The sequence below is a fragment of the Pseudomonas sp. Z4-7 genome (genome assembly GCF_051131965.1).
In the GTDB taxonomy this organism is placed as follows: domain Bacteria; phylum Pseudomonadota; class Gammaproteobacteria; order Pseudomonadales; family Pseudomonadaceae; genus Aquipseudomonas.
Genome location: NZ_CP071642.1, coordinates 4,848,831 through 4,864,713, shown reverse-complemented (window position 1 = coordinate 4,864,713; position 15,883 = coordinate 4,848,831). Strand labels below are relative to the sequence as shown.

16 protein-coding genes are annotated in these 15,883 nt (G+C 60.3%); 15 read left to right on the top strand and 1 reads right to left on the bottom strand.

Annotation, left to right across the window (positions count from 1 at the left end):
• Nucleotides 1-10: 10 nt before the first annotated feature.
• Nucleotides 11-793: a type I methionyl aminopeptidase gene (map, locus tag J3P91_RS21805; protein WP_030139491.1), complete on the bottom strand. Its 783-nt coding sequence runs from the start codon at nt 791-793 to the stop codon at nt 11-13.
• Between the two features lie 373 nt (nt 794-1,166).
• Between map and rpsB the strand changes: the two genes are divergently transcribed.
• The 15 genes from rpsB to rnhB all read left to right on the top strand — a co-directional run bounded on the left by rpsB (nt 1,167) and on the right by rnhB (nt 15,814).
• A complete protein-coding gene (rpsB, locus tag J3P91_RS21800; protein ID WP_003198231.1) occupies nt 1,167-1,904 on the top strand; it encodes a 30S ribosomal protein S2 in 738 nt (245 codons plus the stop codon).
• Between the two features lie 194 nt (nt 1,905-2,098).
• Nucleotides 2,099-2,962 carry a translation elongation factor Ts gene (gene tsf / locus J3P91_RS21795; protein ID WP_024619613.1) on the top strand — a complete coding sequence of 288 codons (864 nt, stop codon included), beginning with the start codon at nt 2,099-2,101 and terminating at the stop codon, nt 2,960-2,962.
• Between the two features lie 215 nt (nt 2,963-3,177).
• Nucleotides 3,178-3,921, top strand: a complete 744-nt coding sequence (pyrH, locus tag J3P91_RS21790) for a UMP kinase (RefSeq protein WP_039591983.1) — start codon at nt 3,178-3,180, stop codon at nt 3,919-3,921.
• Entirely contained in the window at nt 3,918-4,475 is a 558-nt protein-coding gene (frr, locus tag J3P91_RS21785) for a ribosome recycling factor (protein ID WP_305499089.1), read from the top strand. Before pyrH ends, frr begins: the two co-directional genes overlap by 4 nt.
• A gap of 13 nt (nt 4,476-4,488) precedes the next feature.
• Nucleotides 4,489-5,244: a polyprenyl diphosphate synthase gene (uppS, locus tag J3P91_RS21780; RefSeq protein WP_305499090.1), complete on the top strand. Its 756-nt coding sequence runs from the start codon at nt 4,489-4,491 to the stop codon at nt 5,242-5,244.
• Nucleotides 5,244-6,050, top strand: coding sequence for a phosphatidate cytidylyltransferase (locus tag J3P91_RS21775; RefSeq protein ID WP_434601717.1), 807 nt, complete (start codon nt 5,244-5,246; stop codon nt 6,048-6,050). Before uppS ends, J3P91_RS21775 begins: the two co-directional genes overlap by 1 nt.
• Nucleotides 6,047-7,237: a 1-deoxy-D-xylulose-5-phosphate reductoisomerase gene (gene ispC, locus J3P91_RS21770; protein WP_434601716.1), complete on the top strand. Its 1,191-nt coding sequence runs from the start codon at nt 6,047-6,049 to the stop codon at nt 7,235-7,237. Before J3P91_RS21775 ends, ispC begins: the two co-directional genes overlap by 4 nt.
• A gap of 52 nt (nt 7,238-7,289) precedes the next feature.
• Entirely contained in the window at nt 7,290-8,642 is a 1,353-nt protein-coding gene (gene rseP, locus J3P91_RS21765) for an RIP metalloprotease RseP (protein WP_434572117.1), read from the top strand.
• A gap of 74 nt (nt 8,643-8,716) precedes the next feature.
• Nucleotides 8,717-11,092: an outer membrane protein assembly factor BamA gene (gene bamA / locus J3P91_RS21760; RefSeq protein WP_434601715.1), complete on the top strand. Its 2,376-nt coding sequence runs from the start codon at nt 8,717-8,719 to the stop codon at nt 11,090-11,092.
• 45 nt (nt 11,093-11,137) lie between these two features.
• Entirely contained in the window at nt 11,138-11,641 is a 504-nt protein-coding gene (locus J3P91_RS21755) for an OmpH family outer membrane protein (protein ID WP_003184901.1), read from the top strand.
• A 3-nt stretch (nt 11,642-11,644) separates the two neighbouring features.
• Nucleotides 11,645-12,700, top strand: coding sequence for a UDP-3-O-(3-hydroxymyristoyl)glucosamine N-acyltransferase (lpxD, locus tag J3P91_RS21750; protein WP_434601714.1), 1,056 nt, complete (start codon nt 11,645-11,647; stop codon nt 12,698-12,700).
• Nucleotides 12,701-12,811: 111 nt separating this feature from the next.
• Nucleotides 12,812-13,252, top strand: coding sequence for a 3-hydroxyacyl-ACP dehydratase FabZ (fabZ, locus tag J3P91_RS21745; protein ID WP_008154051.1), 441 nt, complete (start codon nt 12,812-12,814; stop codon nt 13,250-13,252).
• Complete coding sequence (gene lpxA, locus J3P91_RS21740) at nt 13,249-14,025, top strand: acyl-ACP--UDP-N-acetylglucosamine O-acyltransferase (RefSeq protein ID WP_434572124.1); 777 nt, start codon at nt 13,249-13,251, stop codon at nt 14,023-14,025. The genes fabZ and lpxA overlap by 4 nt, the downstream gene beginning before the upstream one ends.
• A 2-nt stretch (nt 14,026-14,027) precedes the next feature.
• Nucleotides 14,028-15,158 (top strand): lipid-A-disaccharide synthase, encoded by a 1,131-nt coding sequence (gene lpxB / locus J3P91_RS21735; protein ID WP_434601713.1) that lies wholly within the window; start codon nt 14,028-14,030, stop codon nt 15,156-15,158.
• A gap of 11 nt (nt 15,159-15,169) precedes the next feature.
• On the top strand, nt 15,170-15,814 hold the full coding sequence (rnhB, locus tag J3P91_RS21730) for a ribonuclease HII (RefSeq protein WP_305501184.1): 645 nt from the start codon (nt 15,170-15,172) through the stop codon (nt 15,812-15,814).
• Nucleotides 15,815-15,883 lie beyond the last annotated feature (69 nt).

Genomic DNA, 15,883 nt, shown 5'->3' with positions numbered 1-15,883 from the left:
TGGGTTCTGATCAGGCGGAAACACGGGGAATGGTGTCATCGCTGCGCAGGGTGAAGATCTCGTAGCCAGTCTCGGTGACCAGCAGCGTGTGCTCCCACTGCGCCGACAGCTTGCGGTCCTTGGTGATGGCGGTCCAGCCATCGCCAAGGACCTTGGTGTCGGCGCGGCCCTGGTTGATCATCGGTTCGATGGTGAAGGTCATGCCCGCCTGCAGTTCCATGCCGGTACCGGCGCGGCCGTAGTGGAGGATCTGCGGTTCTTCGTGGAACACCTTGCCGATGCCGTGGCCGCAGAACTCACGCACCACCGAAAAACCGTTTTTCTGCGCATGCTTCTGGATCACTTCGCCGATGTCACCCAGGCGGCAGCCCGGCTTCACCAGTTCGATGGCCATGTACATGCATTCCTGGGTGACCTTGGACAGGCGCTCGGCCCACTCCGGTACGTTGCCGACGTGGAACATGCGGCTGGTATCGCCGTGGTAGCCATCCTTGATGACGGTGACGTCGATGTTCAGGGTGTCACCATCCTTCAACGGTTTCTCGTTGGGGATGCCGTGGCAGACCACGTGGTTGATCGAGGTGCAGATCGACTTCGGGAAGCCTTTATAGTTGAGCGGAGCCGGGATGGCTTTCTGCTCGTTGACGATGTAATCGTGGCAGATGCGGTCCAGCTCTTCGGTGGTGACGCCCGGCTTGACGTAGTCGGCGATCATTTCCAGCACTTCGGCGGCGAGTTTGCCGGCGACACGCATTTTGGCGATGTCCTCGGGAGTCTTGAGGGTGACGGTCATACAGGCTCTCTCTGCGCCCGACGGCGCTGTTCAAAACGAAATGGGCGGCGGATGATGTCGTTGCGGCCCTGAAAAAGGCGATTCTACCAGACGATCAGCGCAAATCCGCGCCCGCGTGCATCGCTTCTCTCTATAAGGGTGCGTATTCCTGGGCAATGAACGGGCGGCGTGCAAGCGCTTCGCCAGGTTTTCAGAATCCGGGTTTCGTTTTAATCCTTGCTGTGGTATAAAATGCGCCGCTTTCCGGGGATGACCCCGTAAGCTTAAATCCACACACGTGTCGACACGATGACCTGGGTGCCTTCGGCTTTTACAGTCGCTGGTTGGTCATTGGGATACGTGGAGGCCAAACCCGACTTACCAAGGAACTATCATGTCCCAAGTCAACATGCGCGATATGCTGAAGGCCGGTGTGCACTTCGGCCACCAGACCCGTTACTGGAACCCGAAAATGGGCAAGTACATTTTCGGCGCGCGCAACAAGATCCACATCATCAACCTTGAAAAAACCCTGCCGATGTTCAACGAAGCACTGACCTTCGTAGAGCGCCTGGCCCAGGGCAAAAACAAGATTCTGTTCGTCGGCACCAAGCGTTCCGCTGGCAAGATCGTTGCTGAAGAAGCAGCACGTTGCGGTTCGCCGTACGTCGATCACCGCTGGTTGGGCGGCATGCTGACCAACTTCAAGACCATTCGCGCTTCCATCAAGCGTCTGCGTGACCTTGAAGTCCAGTCCGAAGACGGTACTTTCGCCAAGCTGACCAAGAAAGAAGCGCTGATGCGCACTCGTGATCTTGAGAAGCTGGACCGCTCCCTGGGCGGTATCAAGGACATGGGCGGTCTGCCTGACGCGCTGTTCGTGATCGACGTTGACCACGAGCGCATCGCGATCACCGAAGCCAACAAGCTGGGTATCCCGGTCATCGGCGTTGTCGATACCAACAGCAGCCCGGAAGGCGTTGACTACATCATCCCAGGCAACGATGACGCCATCCGCGCCATCCAGCTGTACATGGGTTCGATGGCTGACGCTGTCATCCGTGGTCGCAACAATGTAAATGGCGGCACCGAAGTCTTCGCTGAAGAAGCTCCGGCAGCAGCCGCTGAGTAATTGACGCCCTGGCGTTGACTCAGTAAGCAAAAAGGGGGCTTGGCCCCCTTTTTGCCACCTCGAAAACCACTTGTCGCCAGCGCAGCTACCTGTTTGTAACCTGCCGCAGTCTATAAGCAGTGGTTTTTCAGGAAGAATTGATCGCCCGTTCGGTCGGGTGGAATGGTTGAAAACCTATCCAAGAGGATTTTGAAATGGCAGAGATTACTGCAGCGTTGGTCAAAGAACTGCGCGAGCGTACCGGCGAAGGCATGATGGACTGCAAGAAAGCCTTGACCAAGGCTGGCGGCGACATCGAGAAAGCCATTGATGACATGCGCGCTTCGGGCGCCATCAAGGCTGCCAAGAAAGCCGGCAACATTGCCGCTGAAGGCGCGATCGGCATCAAGGATGACGGTAAAGCTGCCGTTATCATCGAAGTCAACTCGCAGACCGACTTCCTGGCCCTGCAAGACGACTTCAAGGCATTCGTTGCCGCCAGCGTCGAAAAAGCATTCGCCGACAAACTGACCGACGCAGCTCCGCTGATCGCCGCTCAGGAATCGGCTCGTGAAGCCCTGGTTGCCAAAGTAGGCGAAAACGTCAACATCCGTCGTCTGGTTCGCGTCGAAGGCGATGTTGTCGGTTCTTACCTGCACGGCAACAAGATCGGTGTTGTTGTGGCCCTCAAAGGCGGCAACGTCGAGCTGGCCAAAGACATCGCAATGCACGTCGCTGCCAGCAACCCTGAGTTCCTGCTGCCGTCGGAAGTTTCCGCTGACGCCATCGAGCGTGAAAAAGCTGTGTTCATGCAGCTCAACGAAGACAAGATCAAAGGCAAGCCAGCCGAAATCGTTGAAAAAATGGTTGCCGGTCGTATCACCAAATTCCTGGCTGAAGCCAGCCTGGTTGAGCAGGCGTTCGTCAAGAACCCTGAAATCAAGGTCGGTGAACTGGCCAAGAAGGGCGGCGCTGAAATCGTTTCCTTCACCTACTTCAAAGTGGGCGAAGGCATCGAGAAACCAGTAGACAACTTCGCTGAAGAAGTGGCTGCTCAGCTGGCTGCCAGCAAGCAATAAGACAGTTTGTATAACTGTCGCCCTGAAGAGGCTGCCCGCTCACGCGCGCAGCCTCTTTTCGGATAAGGATGCCGATTTATATTGGTTTCCTGTCGGAACTGGCTTACAAAGCCGTGTTCCGATGGCGCTGTGTCAGCGTCAAGCTAGAGTGAACGCAGGCTGCAAACAGCCCGCAACAGAATTTTTTGAAAAATACGCCGCAGGAGAGATTCGCAATGGCTCAGCAGGGCAGTGGTTATCAGGCTCGCTATAAACGCATTCTACTCAAGCTTAGCGGCGAGGCCCTGATGGGCTCGGAAGAGTTCGGGATCGACCCGAAAGTGCTGGACCGCATGGCCCTGGAAGTGGGCCAGTTGGTCGGGATCGGCGTTCAGGTCGGCCTGGTCATCGGCGGCGGCAACCTGTTCCGTGGCGCGGCGCTGAGCGCGGCGGGCATGGATCGGGTCACGGGCGACCACATGGGCATGCTGGCCACTGTGATGAACGCCCTGGCTATGCGCGACGCGCTGGAGCGTGCCAATATCTCCGCGATCGTGATGTCGGCGATTTCCATGGTTGGCGTGACCGATCACTACGATCGCCGCAAAGCCATGCGCCACCTCAATTCCAAGGAGGTGGTGATTTTTGCCGCGGGTACCGGCAATCCGTTCTTCACCACGGATTCGGCCGCGTGCCTGCGAGCGATCGAGATCGACGCCGATGTCGTGCTCAAGGCTACCAAGGTGGATGGCGTGTACACCGCTGACCCGTTCAAAGACCCGCATGCCGAGAAGTTCGATCATCTGACCTACGATGAAGTGCTGGATCGCAAGCTGGGTGTCATGGACCTGACCGCTATCTGCCTGTGCCGCGACCACAAGATGCCGCTGCGCGTTTTCAACATGAACAAACCCGGGGCCCTGCTCAACATCGTGCACGGTGGCGCCGAAGGAACACTGATCGAGGAAGGCAAGCAATGATCAACGACATCAAGAAAGACGCTCAAGAGCGCATGCAGAAATCCCTGGAGTCTCTGAGCCACGCATTCGGCCAGATTCGTACCGGCAAGGCTCACCCGAGCATCCTCGGCAGCGTCATGGTGCCTTACTACGGCACTGACACGCCGCTGAGCAGCGTCGCCAACGTCACTGTAAAAGACTCGCGCACCCTGCAGGTCGTGGCTTTCGAGCGCAACATGCTCGCCGCGGTAGACAAGGCGATCCAGAGCGCCGGTCTGAACCTCAACCCAACCAACCTGGGCGAGCTGCTGCTGATCCCGATGCCGGCCCTCACCGAGGAAACGCGCAAAGGCTTCACGAAACAGGCCCGTAGCGCCGCGGAAGACGCGCGTGTTGCCGTGCGCAATATCCGTCGTGACGCGTTGGGTGAGCTGAAGAAGCTGGTCAAGGACAAGGAAATCAGTGAAGACGAAGAGCGTCGTGCCATCGCTGATATCGATAAGCTGACCAAAGAATCCGAGGCCCAGATCAGCAAGGCTACGGACGAGAAAGAAAAAGACCTGATGGCCGTATAAGGGTCTCGTTTTCATGGATAAGACCAAGCAGGCCGTGCCGTTCGCGGTACCGCGCCATGTGGCGATCATCATGGACGGCAATAACCGCTGGGCCAAGAAGCGCTTTATGCCCGGTGTCGCCGGGCATAAAGCCGGGGTCGACGCGGTTCGGGCGGTCATTGAAGTGTGCGCCGAGGCCGGGGTCGAGGTGCTCACCCTGTTCGCGTTTTCCAGCGAAAACTGGCAGCGTCCGGCCGACGAGGTCAGCGCCTTGATGGACCTTTTCCTCAAGGCGTTGCGGCGTGAAGCCAAGCGCCTCGACGAGAACAGGATCAGTCTGCGGATCATCGGTGATCGCTCGCGCTTTCATCCGGAACTGCAGGCTGCGATGCGCGAAGCCGAGACCGCCACGGCTGGCGCCGATCGGTTTGTGCTGCAGATTGCCGCCAATTATGGCGGTCAGTGGGATATCGCCCAGGCGGCGCAGCGCCTGGCGCGGGAAGTCCAGGCCGGTCATCTGCGGCCCGAAGACATCACGCCCGAGCTGTTGCAAACCTGCCTGGCAACCGGCGACCTGCCGTTGCCGGATCTGTGCATCCGCACCGGTGGCGAACATCGCATCAGCAATTTCCTGCTCTGGCAGCTGGCTTACGCCGAGCTGTACTTCTCCGACCTGTTCTGGCCGGACTTCAAACACGAAGCCATGCGCACTGCGCTGGCCGATTTCGCTTCCCGTCAGCGTCGTTTCGGTAAAACGAGCGAGCAGATCGAAGCTGGAGCCCGGGTTTAATGCTCAAACAACGAATCATCACCGCCCTGATCCTGTTGCCCATCGCCTTGGCTGGCTTTTTCCTGCTTGAAGGAGCCGGCTTCGCCCTGTTCATCGGCCTGGTCGTGACGCTGGGCGCCTGGGAATGGGCGCGACTGGCAGGTTTTGCTGCGCAGTCGGCGCGCATGATCTACGCGGCAGTGGTCGCCGCCATGCTGTTCATCATGTACCTCGTGCCTGGCATCGCGCCGTGGGTGCTGGGGGCGGCAGTGCTGTGGTGGGCGACGGCAACCTTCCTGGTGCTGACCTATCCACGCACTACGCACCAATGGGCCAATGCCGCGACCAAGCTGATGATCGGCCTGTTGATCCTGCTGCCGGCCTGGCAAGGGCTGATCTGGATCAAGCAGGGCGCACTGGGCAACTGGCAGATCATGGCGGTGATGGTGCTGGTCTGGGGGGCTGACGTTGGCGCCTATTTCTCCGGTCGTGCCTTTGGCAAGCGCAAGCTGGCGCCGAAAGTCAGTCCGGGCAAAAGCTGGGAAGGTGTCTACGGTGGCCTGGCCCTGAGCCTGGTCATTACCGCTGTGGTCGGTTTTGTGCGGGACTGGACCGTCGCGCAATTGCTGATGGGCCTGTTCGGCGCGGCCCTGGTGGTTTTCGTATCGGTCGTCGGCGACCTGACCGAAAGCATGTTCAAGCGTCAGTCCGGGGTCAAGGACAGCAGTAACCTGCTGCCGGGCCACGGTGGTGTACTGGACCGTATCGACAGCCTGACCGCCGCCATCCCGATCTTCGCCGTGCTGTTGTGGATGGCGGCACCGTGAGTCGTCCTCAGCAGATTACCGTTCTGGGGGCCACGGGCTCCATCGGACTGAGTACTCTTGATGTCATCGGTCGCCATCCGGAGCGCTATCAGGTATTCGCTCTCAGTGGCTTCACCCGCCTGAGCGAGCTGCTGGCGCTGTGCATCCGCCACACGCCGCGTTTTGCCGTGGTGCCACATGCCGATGTGGCGCGGGCGCTGCAGGACGACCTGCGCGCCGCTGGCCTGCAAACTCATGTGCTGGTGGGCGAGGAGGGCCTTTGCCAGGTGGCTTCCGACCCTGAAGTCGACGCCGTGATGGCGGCAATCGTCGGGGCGGCGGGCTTGCGTCCGACGCTGGCGGCGGTGGAGGCCGGCAAGAAAATCCTGCTGGCGAACAAGGAAGCGCTGGTCATGTCCGGTGCACTGTTCATGCAGGCGGTGCGCAAAAGCGGCTCGGTACTGCTGCCCATCGACAGCGAGCACAATGCGATTTTCCAATGCATGCCGCAGGATTTTTCCCGCGGCCTGGGGGCGGTCGGCGTTCGGCGGATCCTTCTGACAGCGTCTGGCGGCCCATTCCGGCAGACACCCCTGGAAGAATTGGTGCATGTTTCGCCCGAGCAGGCTTGCGCCCATCCGAACTGGTCCATGGGACGCAAGATCTCCGTGGACTCCGCCAGCATGATGAACAAGGGGCTGGAGCTGATCGAGGCCTGCTGGCTGTTCGATGCCCGGCCGTCCCAGGTCGAGGTGGTGATCCATCCACAAAGCGTGATCCACTCCCTGGTGGATTATGTCGATGGTTCGGTCCTCGCCCAGTTGGGGAACCCGGACATGCGCACGCCGATCGCCAATGCGTTGGCCTGGCCGGAGCGGATCGATTCGGGGGTGGCGCCGCTGGACCTGTTTGCCATCGCCCGCCTGGATTTCCAGGCGCCCGATGAACAGCGGTTTCCTTGCCTGCGCCTGGCGCGCCAGGCGGCCGAGGCCGGCAACAGTGCCCCGGCCATGCTTAACGCGGCCAACGAAGTGGCGGTCGCAGCGTTTCTCGATGGGCGTGTCCGTTACCTCGAGATCGCGAGTATCATCGAGGAGGTCTTGAATCTCGAGGCCGTGGTTTCGCTTGATGATCTCGATGCGGTATTTACCGTTGACGCCAGGGCTCGTGAGCTGGCGGGCCATTGGTTGAAGCGCCACGGGCGTTGAGACTGCGGTACCTTAGCCAGGGTTGTCCCGGGCAGGATTGTGGAGAAAACAGATGAGCGCGCTCTATATGATTGTCGGCACCCTGGTTGCGCTGGGGGTGCTGGTCACTTTTCACGAATTCGGCCACTTCTGGGTCGCGCGTCGCTGTGGCGTCAAGGTTCTGCGTTTTTCCGTTGGCTTCGGCATGCCTTTGCTGCGCTGGCACGACAAGCAGGGCACCGAGTTCGTCGTCGCGGCCATCCCCCTGGGCGGCTACGTCAAGATGCTCGATGAGCGCGAAGGCGAAGTGCCTGTCGATCAGCTTGACCAATCTTTCAATCGCAAGACCGTTCGTCAGCGTATCGCTATCGTGGCGGCGGGCCCGATCGCCAATTTCCTGTTGGCTCTGGTGTTTTTCTGGGCTTTGGCAATGCTCGGCAGCGAGCAGGTGCGTCCGGTCATCGGTGCGGTAGAGGCCGGCAGCGTGGCGGCTCGGGCCGGGTTGGGCGCAGGCCAGGAAATTGTCGCCATCGATGGTGAACCCACCTCGGGCTGGGCGGCGGTCAACCTGCAGTTGGTGCGCCGCCTCGGCGAAAGTGGCTCGCTGCAATTGCTGGTGCGCGAGCAGGGCTCGACGGCGGATTCGCCGCGAGAGCTGATTCTCGACAACTGGCTCAAGGGCGCCGACGAGCCGGATCCGATCCGTTCCCTGGGGATCCGCCCATGGCGTCCGGCGCTGCCGCCTGTGCTGGCCGAGCTCGATCCGAAAGGCCCGGCTCACGCCGCAGGTCTGAAAACCGGCGACCGATTGCTGGCATTCGATGGCCAGTCGGTGAATGACTGGCAACAGGTGGTTGATTCGGTTCGTGTACGTCCTGATACCAAAATCCTGCTGCGCGTCGAACGCGACGGTGCTTCAATCGACGTCCCGGTGACTCTGGCCGCCCGTGGTGAAAGCAAGGCGCCGACCGGTTACCTGGGGGCGGGCGTCAAGGCTGTCGAGTGGCCGCCGGAAATGATCCGCGAGGTCAGCTTCGGCCCTCTTGAGGCGATTGGCGAGGGTGCGCGTCGTACCTGGACCATGAGTGTCCTGACCCTGGACTCGCTGAAGAAAATGTTGTTCGGCGAGCTCTCGGTAAAAAACTTGAGTGGACCGATAACCATTGCTAAAGTGGCGGGCGCTTCTGCCCAGTCGGGCGTCGCTGATTTCCTGAATTTCCTTGCTTATCTGAGCATTAGCCTGGGGGTTCTGAATTTGCTGCCCATTCCGGTACTGGATGGGGGGCATTTGCTGTTTTATCTGATCGAGTGGGCGCGTGGTCGTCCCTTGTCGGATCGGGTGCAAGGTTGGGGGATACAGATCGGTATCAGCTTGGTGGTCGGGGTGATGTTGCTTGCTCTGGTCAACGATCTGGGTCGTCTGTAACGCTTCGCTGAATTGCGAATCTGCCGCATTTTGCGGCAGTTTGTTTATTGCCAGTTGGAATAAGAAAGGACTTCATGAAACGTCTGCTGCTAACTGCGGTTCTCACCGTATTGATGATCGCCGAAGTTCACGCCGAGTCCTTCACTATCTCTGATATTCGCGTCAACGGCCTCCAGCGGGTTTCCGCGGGTAGCGTCTTTGGTGCCTTGCCGTTGAACGTCGGCGAGCAGGCGGATGATCGGCGCCTGGTGGAATCCACTCGTGCGCTGTTCAAGACCGGCTTCTTTCAAGATATCCAGCTGGGCCGCGACGGCAATGTCCTGGTCATCACGGTCGTCGAGCGCCCATCGGTTGCCAGTATCGAGATCGAAGGCAACAAGGCGATCTCCACTGAAGACCTGATGAAAGGCCTCAAGCAATCCGGCCTGGCCGAAGGCGAGATCTTCCAGCGCGCGACCCTCGAAGGCGTCCGTAACGAGCTGCAACGCCAATACGTCGCCCAGGGCCGTTATTCGGCGACTGTCGACACCGAAGTCGTGCCGCAGCCGCGCAACCGCGTCGGCCTGAAGGTCAACATCAACGAAGGCACCGTCGCCGCCATCCAGCACATCAACGTGGTTGGCAACACGGTGTTCCCGGATGAAGACTTGATCGACCTGTTCGAACTCAAGACCACCAACTGGCTGTCGTTCTTCAAGAACGACGACAAGTACGCTCGTGAAAAACTCTCCGGTGACCTGGAGCGCCTGCGTTCCTACTACCTGGACCGTGGCTACATCAACATGGACATTGCTTCGACCCAGGTGTCCATCACCCCGGACAAGAAGCACGTCTACATCACTGTCAACGTCAACGAAGGCGAGAAGTACACCGTTCGTGACGTCAAGCTCAGTGGTGACCTGAAGGTTCCGGAAGACCAGGTCAAATCGCTGTTGCTGGTGCAGAAGGGCCAGGTGTTCTCGCGCAAGCTGATGACCACCACGTCCGAGCTGATCACTCGCCGCCTGGGTAACGAGGGTTACACCTTCGCCAACGTGAACGGCGTGCCACAACCGCACGATGAAGACCATACCGTCGACATCACGTTCGCCGTGGACCCCGGCAAGCGTGCCTACGTCAACCGCATCAACTTCCGTGGCAACACCAAGTCCGAGGACGAAGTGCTGCGTCGCGAAATGCGCCAGATGGAAGGTGGCTGGGCGTCGACCTACCTGATCGACCAGTCCAAGACCCGCCTGGAGCGCCTGGGCTTCTTCAAGGAGGTCAACGTCGAGACCCCGGCCGTACCGGGCGTCGATGACCAGGTGGATGTGAACTACAGCGTCGAGGAACAAGCCTCCGGTTCGATCACCGCCAGCGTCGGTTTCGCCCAGAGCGCGGGCCTGATCCTGGGTGGTTCGATCACCCAGAACAACTTCCTCGGTACCGGTAACCGCGTCAGCGTGGGCCTGACCCGCAGCGAATACCAGACCCGCTACAACTTCGGTTACGTGGACCCCTACTGGACTGCCGACGGTGTGAGCCTGGGCTACAACGCCTTCTATCGCACCACCGACTACGACGAACTCGACTCTGACATCTCCAGCTATGCGGTGGACAGCCTGGGTGCCGGCGTCAACATCGGCTATCCGATCAGCGAGACTTCGCGCCTGACCTTCGGCCTCACCGCCCAGCAGGACGAGATCAGCACTGGCCGCTATACCGTTGACGAAATTTTCGATTTCGTCGAGAAAGAGGGCGACAAGTACCTGAACTTCAAGGCATCTGTTGGTTGGTCCGAGTCGACCCTGAACAAGGGTGTGCTGGCGACCCGTGGCCGCTCCCAGAGCTTGGTCCTGGAAACCACTACGCCTGGCAGCGACCTGTCGTTCTTCAAGCTCGACTACCGCGGCCAGCTGTTCCAGCCGCTGTCTGACAACTACACCATGCGCCTGCACACCGAGCTGGGTTATGGCGATGGCTACGGTTCGACCGACGGCCTGCCTTTCTACGAGAACTACTACGCCGGTGGTTTCAACTCGGTGCGTGGCTTCAAGGACAGTACCCTGGGTCCGCGCAGTACTCCGAGCCGAGGCACTAACCCGGGCACCATCCGTGATCCGGACCAGGATCCGCTGCCATTCGGTGGCAACGTCCTGATCCAGGGCGGTGCCGAACTCCTGTTCCCGATGCCGTTCGTCAAGGATCAGCGCTCCCTGCGTACCTCGGTATTCTGGGACGTGGGTAACGTATTCGACTCCAGCTGCGACGACACCACCAATGCCAACGGCACCCGGTCCAACACCGAGTGCAACGACATCAGCCTGAGTAACCTCGCCAGCTCCGTCGGCGTCGGCGTGACCTGGGTCACCGCGCTGGGCCCGTTGAGCTTCGCGTTGGCGATGCCGATCAAGAAACCGGATGACGCTGAAACCCAGGTTTTCCAATTCTCCCTCGGTCAGACGTTCTAAGTGTCTGACCCAAGATAACGACAATGGATTTTGTAGGAGTACATCGTGCGTAAGTTGACTCAATTGGTTCTCCTGGCGACCGTACTGGTCGCAGGTCCGGCTTTTGCCGACATGAAGATCGCCGTCCTGAACTATCAGATGGCTCTGCTGGAATCCGACGCGGCGAAGAAATACGCTGTGGACGCGGAGAAAAAATTCGGCCCCCAACTGACCAAGCTCAAAGGCCTGGAAAGCAGCGCCAAGGGTATCCAGGATCGTCTGGTGGCCGGTGGCGACAAAATGGCCCAGGGTGAGCGCGAGCGTCTGGAGCTTGAATTCAAGCAAAAGGCCCGTGACTTCCAGTTCCAGTCCAAGGAACTGAACGAAGCGAAAGCCGTTGCCGACCGCGAAATGCTCAAGCAGCTCAAGCCGAAACTCGACAGCGCTGTGGAAGAAGTCATCAAGAAGGGTGGTTTTGACCTGGTGTTCGAGCGTGGTGCAGTGATTGATGTCAAGCCTCAGTACGACATCACGCGCCAGGTTATCGAGCGCATGAATCAGCTGAAGTAATCCATGACAGCGACTATCAAGCTCGGCCAGTTGGCCGAGTTCCTCGGCGCCACCCTGCGTGGCGACCCGGAGAAGGTCATCACTGGGCTAGCCACTTTGCAAGAGGCTGGCCCAGCTCAGTTGAGCTTCCTGGCAAATCCTCAATACCGCAAATACCTGGCTGATAGCCGGGCTGCCGCGCTGTTGCTCAAGGCCGGTGATGCCGAAGGGTTTGCCGGTGATTCGCTGATCGTGGCCGACCCCTACCTTGCGTATGCGCGGATTTCCCATCTGTTCGATCCCAAGCCCAAGTCGGCTGCCGGTATTCACCCGACTGCAGTGATCGCGGCGGACGCCGTGGTGGATCCTTCGGCCAGCGTTGGCCCGTTTGTCGTGATTGAAGGCGCGGCCCGGATTGGCGCCGGTGTGACGCTGGGCGCCCATTGCTTCGTCGGCGCGCGCTGCGAGATCGGCGAAGGTGGCTGGCTGGCGCCCCGGGTGACGCTGTATCACGATGTGCGCATCGGCAAGCGTGTAGTGATCCAGTCTGGCGCAGTGCTCGGTGGCGAAGGCTTCGGTTTTGCCAATGAGAAAGGCGTCTGGCAAAAGATTGCCCAGATCGGTGGCGTAACCGTCGGCGATGACGTGGAGATCGGCGTCAACACCGCCATCGACCGTGGCGCGCTGGCCGATACCGTCATTGGTAATGGCGTCAAGCTCGACAACCAGATCCAGATCGCCCACAACGTCCAGGTCGGTGACCACACCGCCATGGCCGCCTGCGTGGGCATCTCCGGCAGTACCAAAATCGGCAAGCACTGCATGCTCGCCGGTGGCGTGGGCTTGGTGGGCCATATCGATATCTGTGACAACGTGTTCCTGACCGGGATGACCATGGTGACCCACTCGATTACCGAGCCGGGTGCCTATTCTTCCGGCACAGCCATGCAACCGGCAGCCGAGTGGCGCAAGAGCGCGGCGCGTATCCGCCAGCTCGACGACATCGCGCGGCGCCTCAAGCAGGTGGAAAAGCGTGTAGGGGACGTGACCCCTGGCGGTAATGCTTCATCAGATGGCTGATACCATTTCCATATCAAGTGTGCACAGCCGCTAGGCCCTGGCCTCCTTGATTTGCTAGCGGGGTGCGCGTCAATCGTGCGCTCCCAATCTTTACATAGGCTTCCCCCCGAAATGATGGACATCAACGAGATTCGCGAATACCTGCCTCACCGTTACCCGTTCCTGCTGGTGGATCGGGTCGTGGACCTGGATGTTGAAGGCAAGCGCATTCGCGCCTACAAGAATGTCAGCATCAACGAACCCTTCTTCAATGGTCACTTCCCCGCGCATCCAATCATGCCGGGCGTATTGATCATCGAGGCGATGGCTCAGGCTGCCGGGATCCTTGGTTTCAAAATGCTCGACGTGAAGCCTGCCGACGGTACGCTTTACTACTTTGTTGGCTCCGACAAGCTGCGCTTCCGCCAGCCGGTCACTCCGGGCGATCAGTTGATCCTCGAAGCCAGGTTTATCAGTTGCAAGCGCCAGATCTGGAAATTCGAATGCCAGGCTTCGGTCGATGGCAAGCCGGTCTGCTCCGCTGAAATCATCTGCGCGGAACGCAAGCTATGAGTTTGATTGACCCTCGCGCAATCATCGATCCGACGGCCGTGCTGGCCGCCGATGTCGAGGTTGGCCCTTGGTCGATCATCGGTGCAGGTGTGGAAATCGGCGAGGGCACGGTGATCGGGCCCCATGTGATCCTCAAGGGGCCGACCCGGATCGGCCGGCACAACCGCATCTACCAGTTCTCATCGGTAGGCGAGGACACGCCCGACCTCAAGTACAAAGGTGAAGAAACCCGCCTGGTGATTGGCGATCACAACGTGATCCGCGAAGGCGTGACGATTCACCGTGGCACCGTCCAGGACCGTTCCGAAACGACGCTGGGCGACCATAACCTGATCATGGCCTATGCCCACATCGGCCACGACAGTGTCATCGGCAACCATTGCATCCTGGTCAACAACACCGCGTTGGCTGGACATGTGCACGTGGACGACTGGGCGATCCTGTCCGGTTTCACCCTGGTCCACCAGTATTGCCACATTGGCGCCCATAGCTTCTCCGGCATGGGCACTGCCATCGGCAAGGACGTCCCTGCCTATGTCACGGTGTTCGGCAATCCGGCCGAGGCTCGCAGCATGAACTTCGAAGGCATGCGTCGGCGTGGTTTCAGCGAAGAGGCCATAACTGCCCTGCGTCGCGCCTACAAGGTTGTGTATCGCCAGGGCCTGACGGTCGAGCAGGCGCTCGCCGAACTGGCCGAGGCAGCGGCACAGTTTCCGGAAGTCGCAATATTCCGCGATTCCATCCTGTCTTCGACCCGCGGCATCACCCGCTGATCATGGCGAACCTGCGTATCGCACTGGTGGCGGGCGAAGCTTCCGGTGACATCCTGGGCGCCGGGCTGATGCGCGCGCTCAAGGCGCAGCACCCGGCGGTCGAGTTCATCGGGGTGGGTGGGCCATTGATGGAAGCCGAGGGACTGGTGTCCTACTTCCCGATGGAGCGCCTGTCGGTGATGGGACTGGTGGAAGTGCTCGGCCGCTTGCGTGAGCTGCTGGCCCGGCGCAAGAAGCTGATCCAGACGCTGATCGAAGAAAACCCGGATGTGTTCATCGGTATCGATGCGCCGGATTTCACCCTCAATATCGAACTCAAGCTGCGCCAGGCCGGGATCAAGACCGTGCATTACGTCAGCCCGTCGGTCTGGGCCTGGCGACAGAAGCGCGTGTTGAAGATCCGCGAGGGCTGCGACCTGATGCTCACGCTACTGCCGTTCGAAGCCCGGTTCTACGAAGAAAAAGGCGTGCCCGTGCGATTTGTCGGTCACACCCTGGCCGACACCATTCCCCTGGAGGCGGACCGCGAGGCGGCTCGCCAGGCGCTGGGCCTGGCCGCGGGCCCGCTGGTGGCGTTGATGCCCGGTAGCCGAGGCGGCGAAGTGAGTCGCCTGGGCGGGCTGTTCTTCGACGCCGCCGAGCGTCTGCGGGCGATGCGTCCGGACGTACGATTCATCGTGCCGTGCGCCAGTCCACAGCGGCGGGTCCAGCTCGAAGCGCTCCTGGCCGATCGCGATTTGCCGGTCACGCTGCTTGACGGCCAATCCCATCAAGCGCTGGCGGCCTGCGATGCCGTGTTGATTGCCTCCGGCACTGCTACCCTTGAGGCATTGTTGTACAAGCGCCCGATGGTGGTTGCCTATCGCCTGGCGCCGTTGACGTTCTGGATTCTCAAGCGCATGGTCAAGAGCCCTTACGTTTCCCTGCCGAACCTGCTGGCCCAGCGCCTGCTGGTGCCTGAACTGCTGCAGGATGACGCGACCGCCGAGTCCCTGGCCAGCACGCTTTTGCCGTTGATCGATGGCGGCGAGGAGCAGACCCGGGGCTTTGACGAAATCCACCGTACCTTGCGTCGCGATGCCTCCAACCAGGCAGCAGACGCGGTACTGACCTTGATCGGCGCCAGACGATGAGCAACGTGAAGCTGCAGATGGGCCTGGATTTCAACCTGGTCGCCGAAGTCGAAGAGTTGGTCGCGGGTGTCGATGAGGTGGGCCGTGGCCCGTTGTGCGGTGCGGTGGTGACGGCGGCGGTGATCCTCGATCCGAAGCGGCCGATCCTGGGGCTCGATGACTCCAAGAAGCTCACCGAGGCCCGGCGTGAAAAACTCTACGACGAGATTTGCGAAAAAGCCTTGAGCTGGTGCATTGCCCGGGCCGAGGTCGAAGAGATCGACGAGTTGAACATCCTGCATGCCACCATGCTGGCGATGCAGCGGGCGGTACACGGCCTGCACATCACGCCGAAGCTGGCGATGATCGACGGCAACCGTTGCCCCCAGCTGTCGATGCGCGCTGAAGCGGTCATCCAGGGCGACGGCAAGGTGCCGGCTATCGCAGCGGCCTCGATCCTGGCCAAGGTCAGTCGCGACCGGGAAATGGCCGCGTTCGAATTGATCTACCCGGGCTATGGCATCGGCAGCCACAAGGGCTATCCGACCCCCGTTCATCTGGAAGCCTTGGCGCGCCTCGGGCCGACGCCCATCCACCGGCGCTCGTTCGCCCCGGTGCGGCTGGCCTATGAAGCTCGCGAAGGCTTGATTGTGAGTAGTCAGGCTCTGGTTTCCTGATGCAGGCCTTTGTCAGGCTGACCGCTCATGGCTGATGTTTTACCCAAGGCCCGGTACAATCCGGGCCTT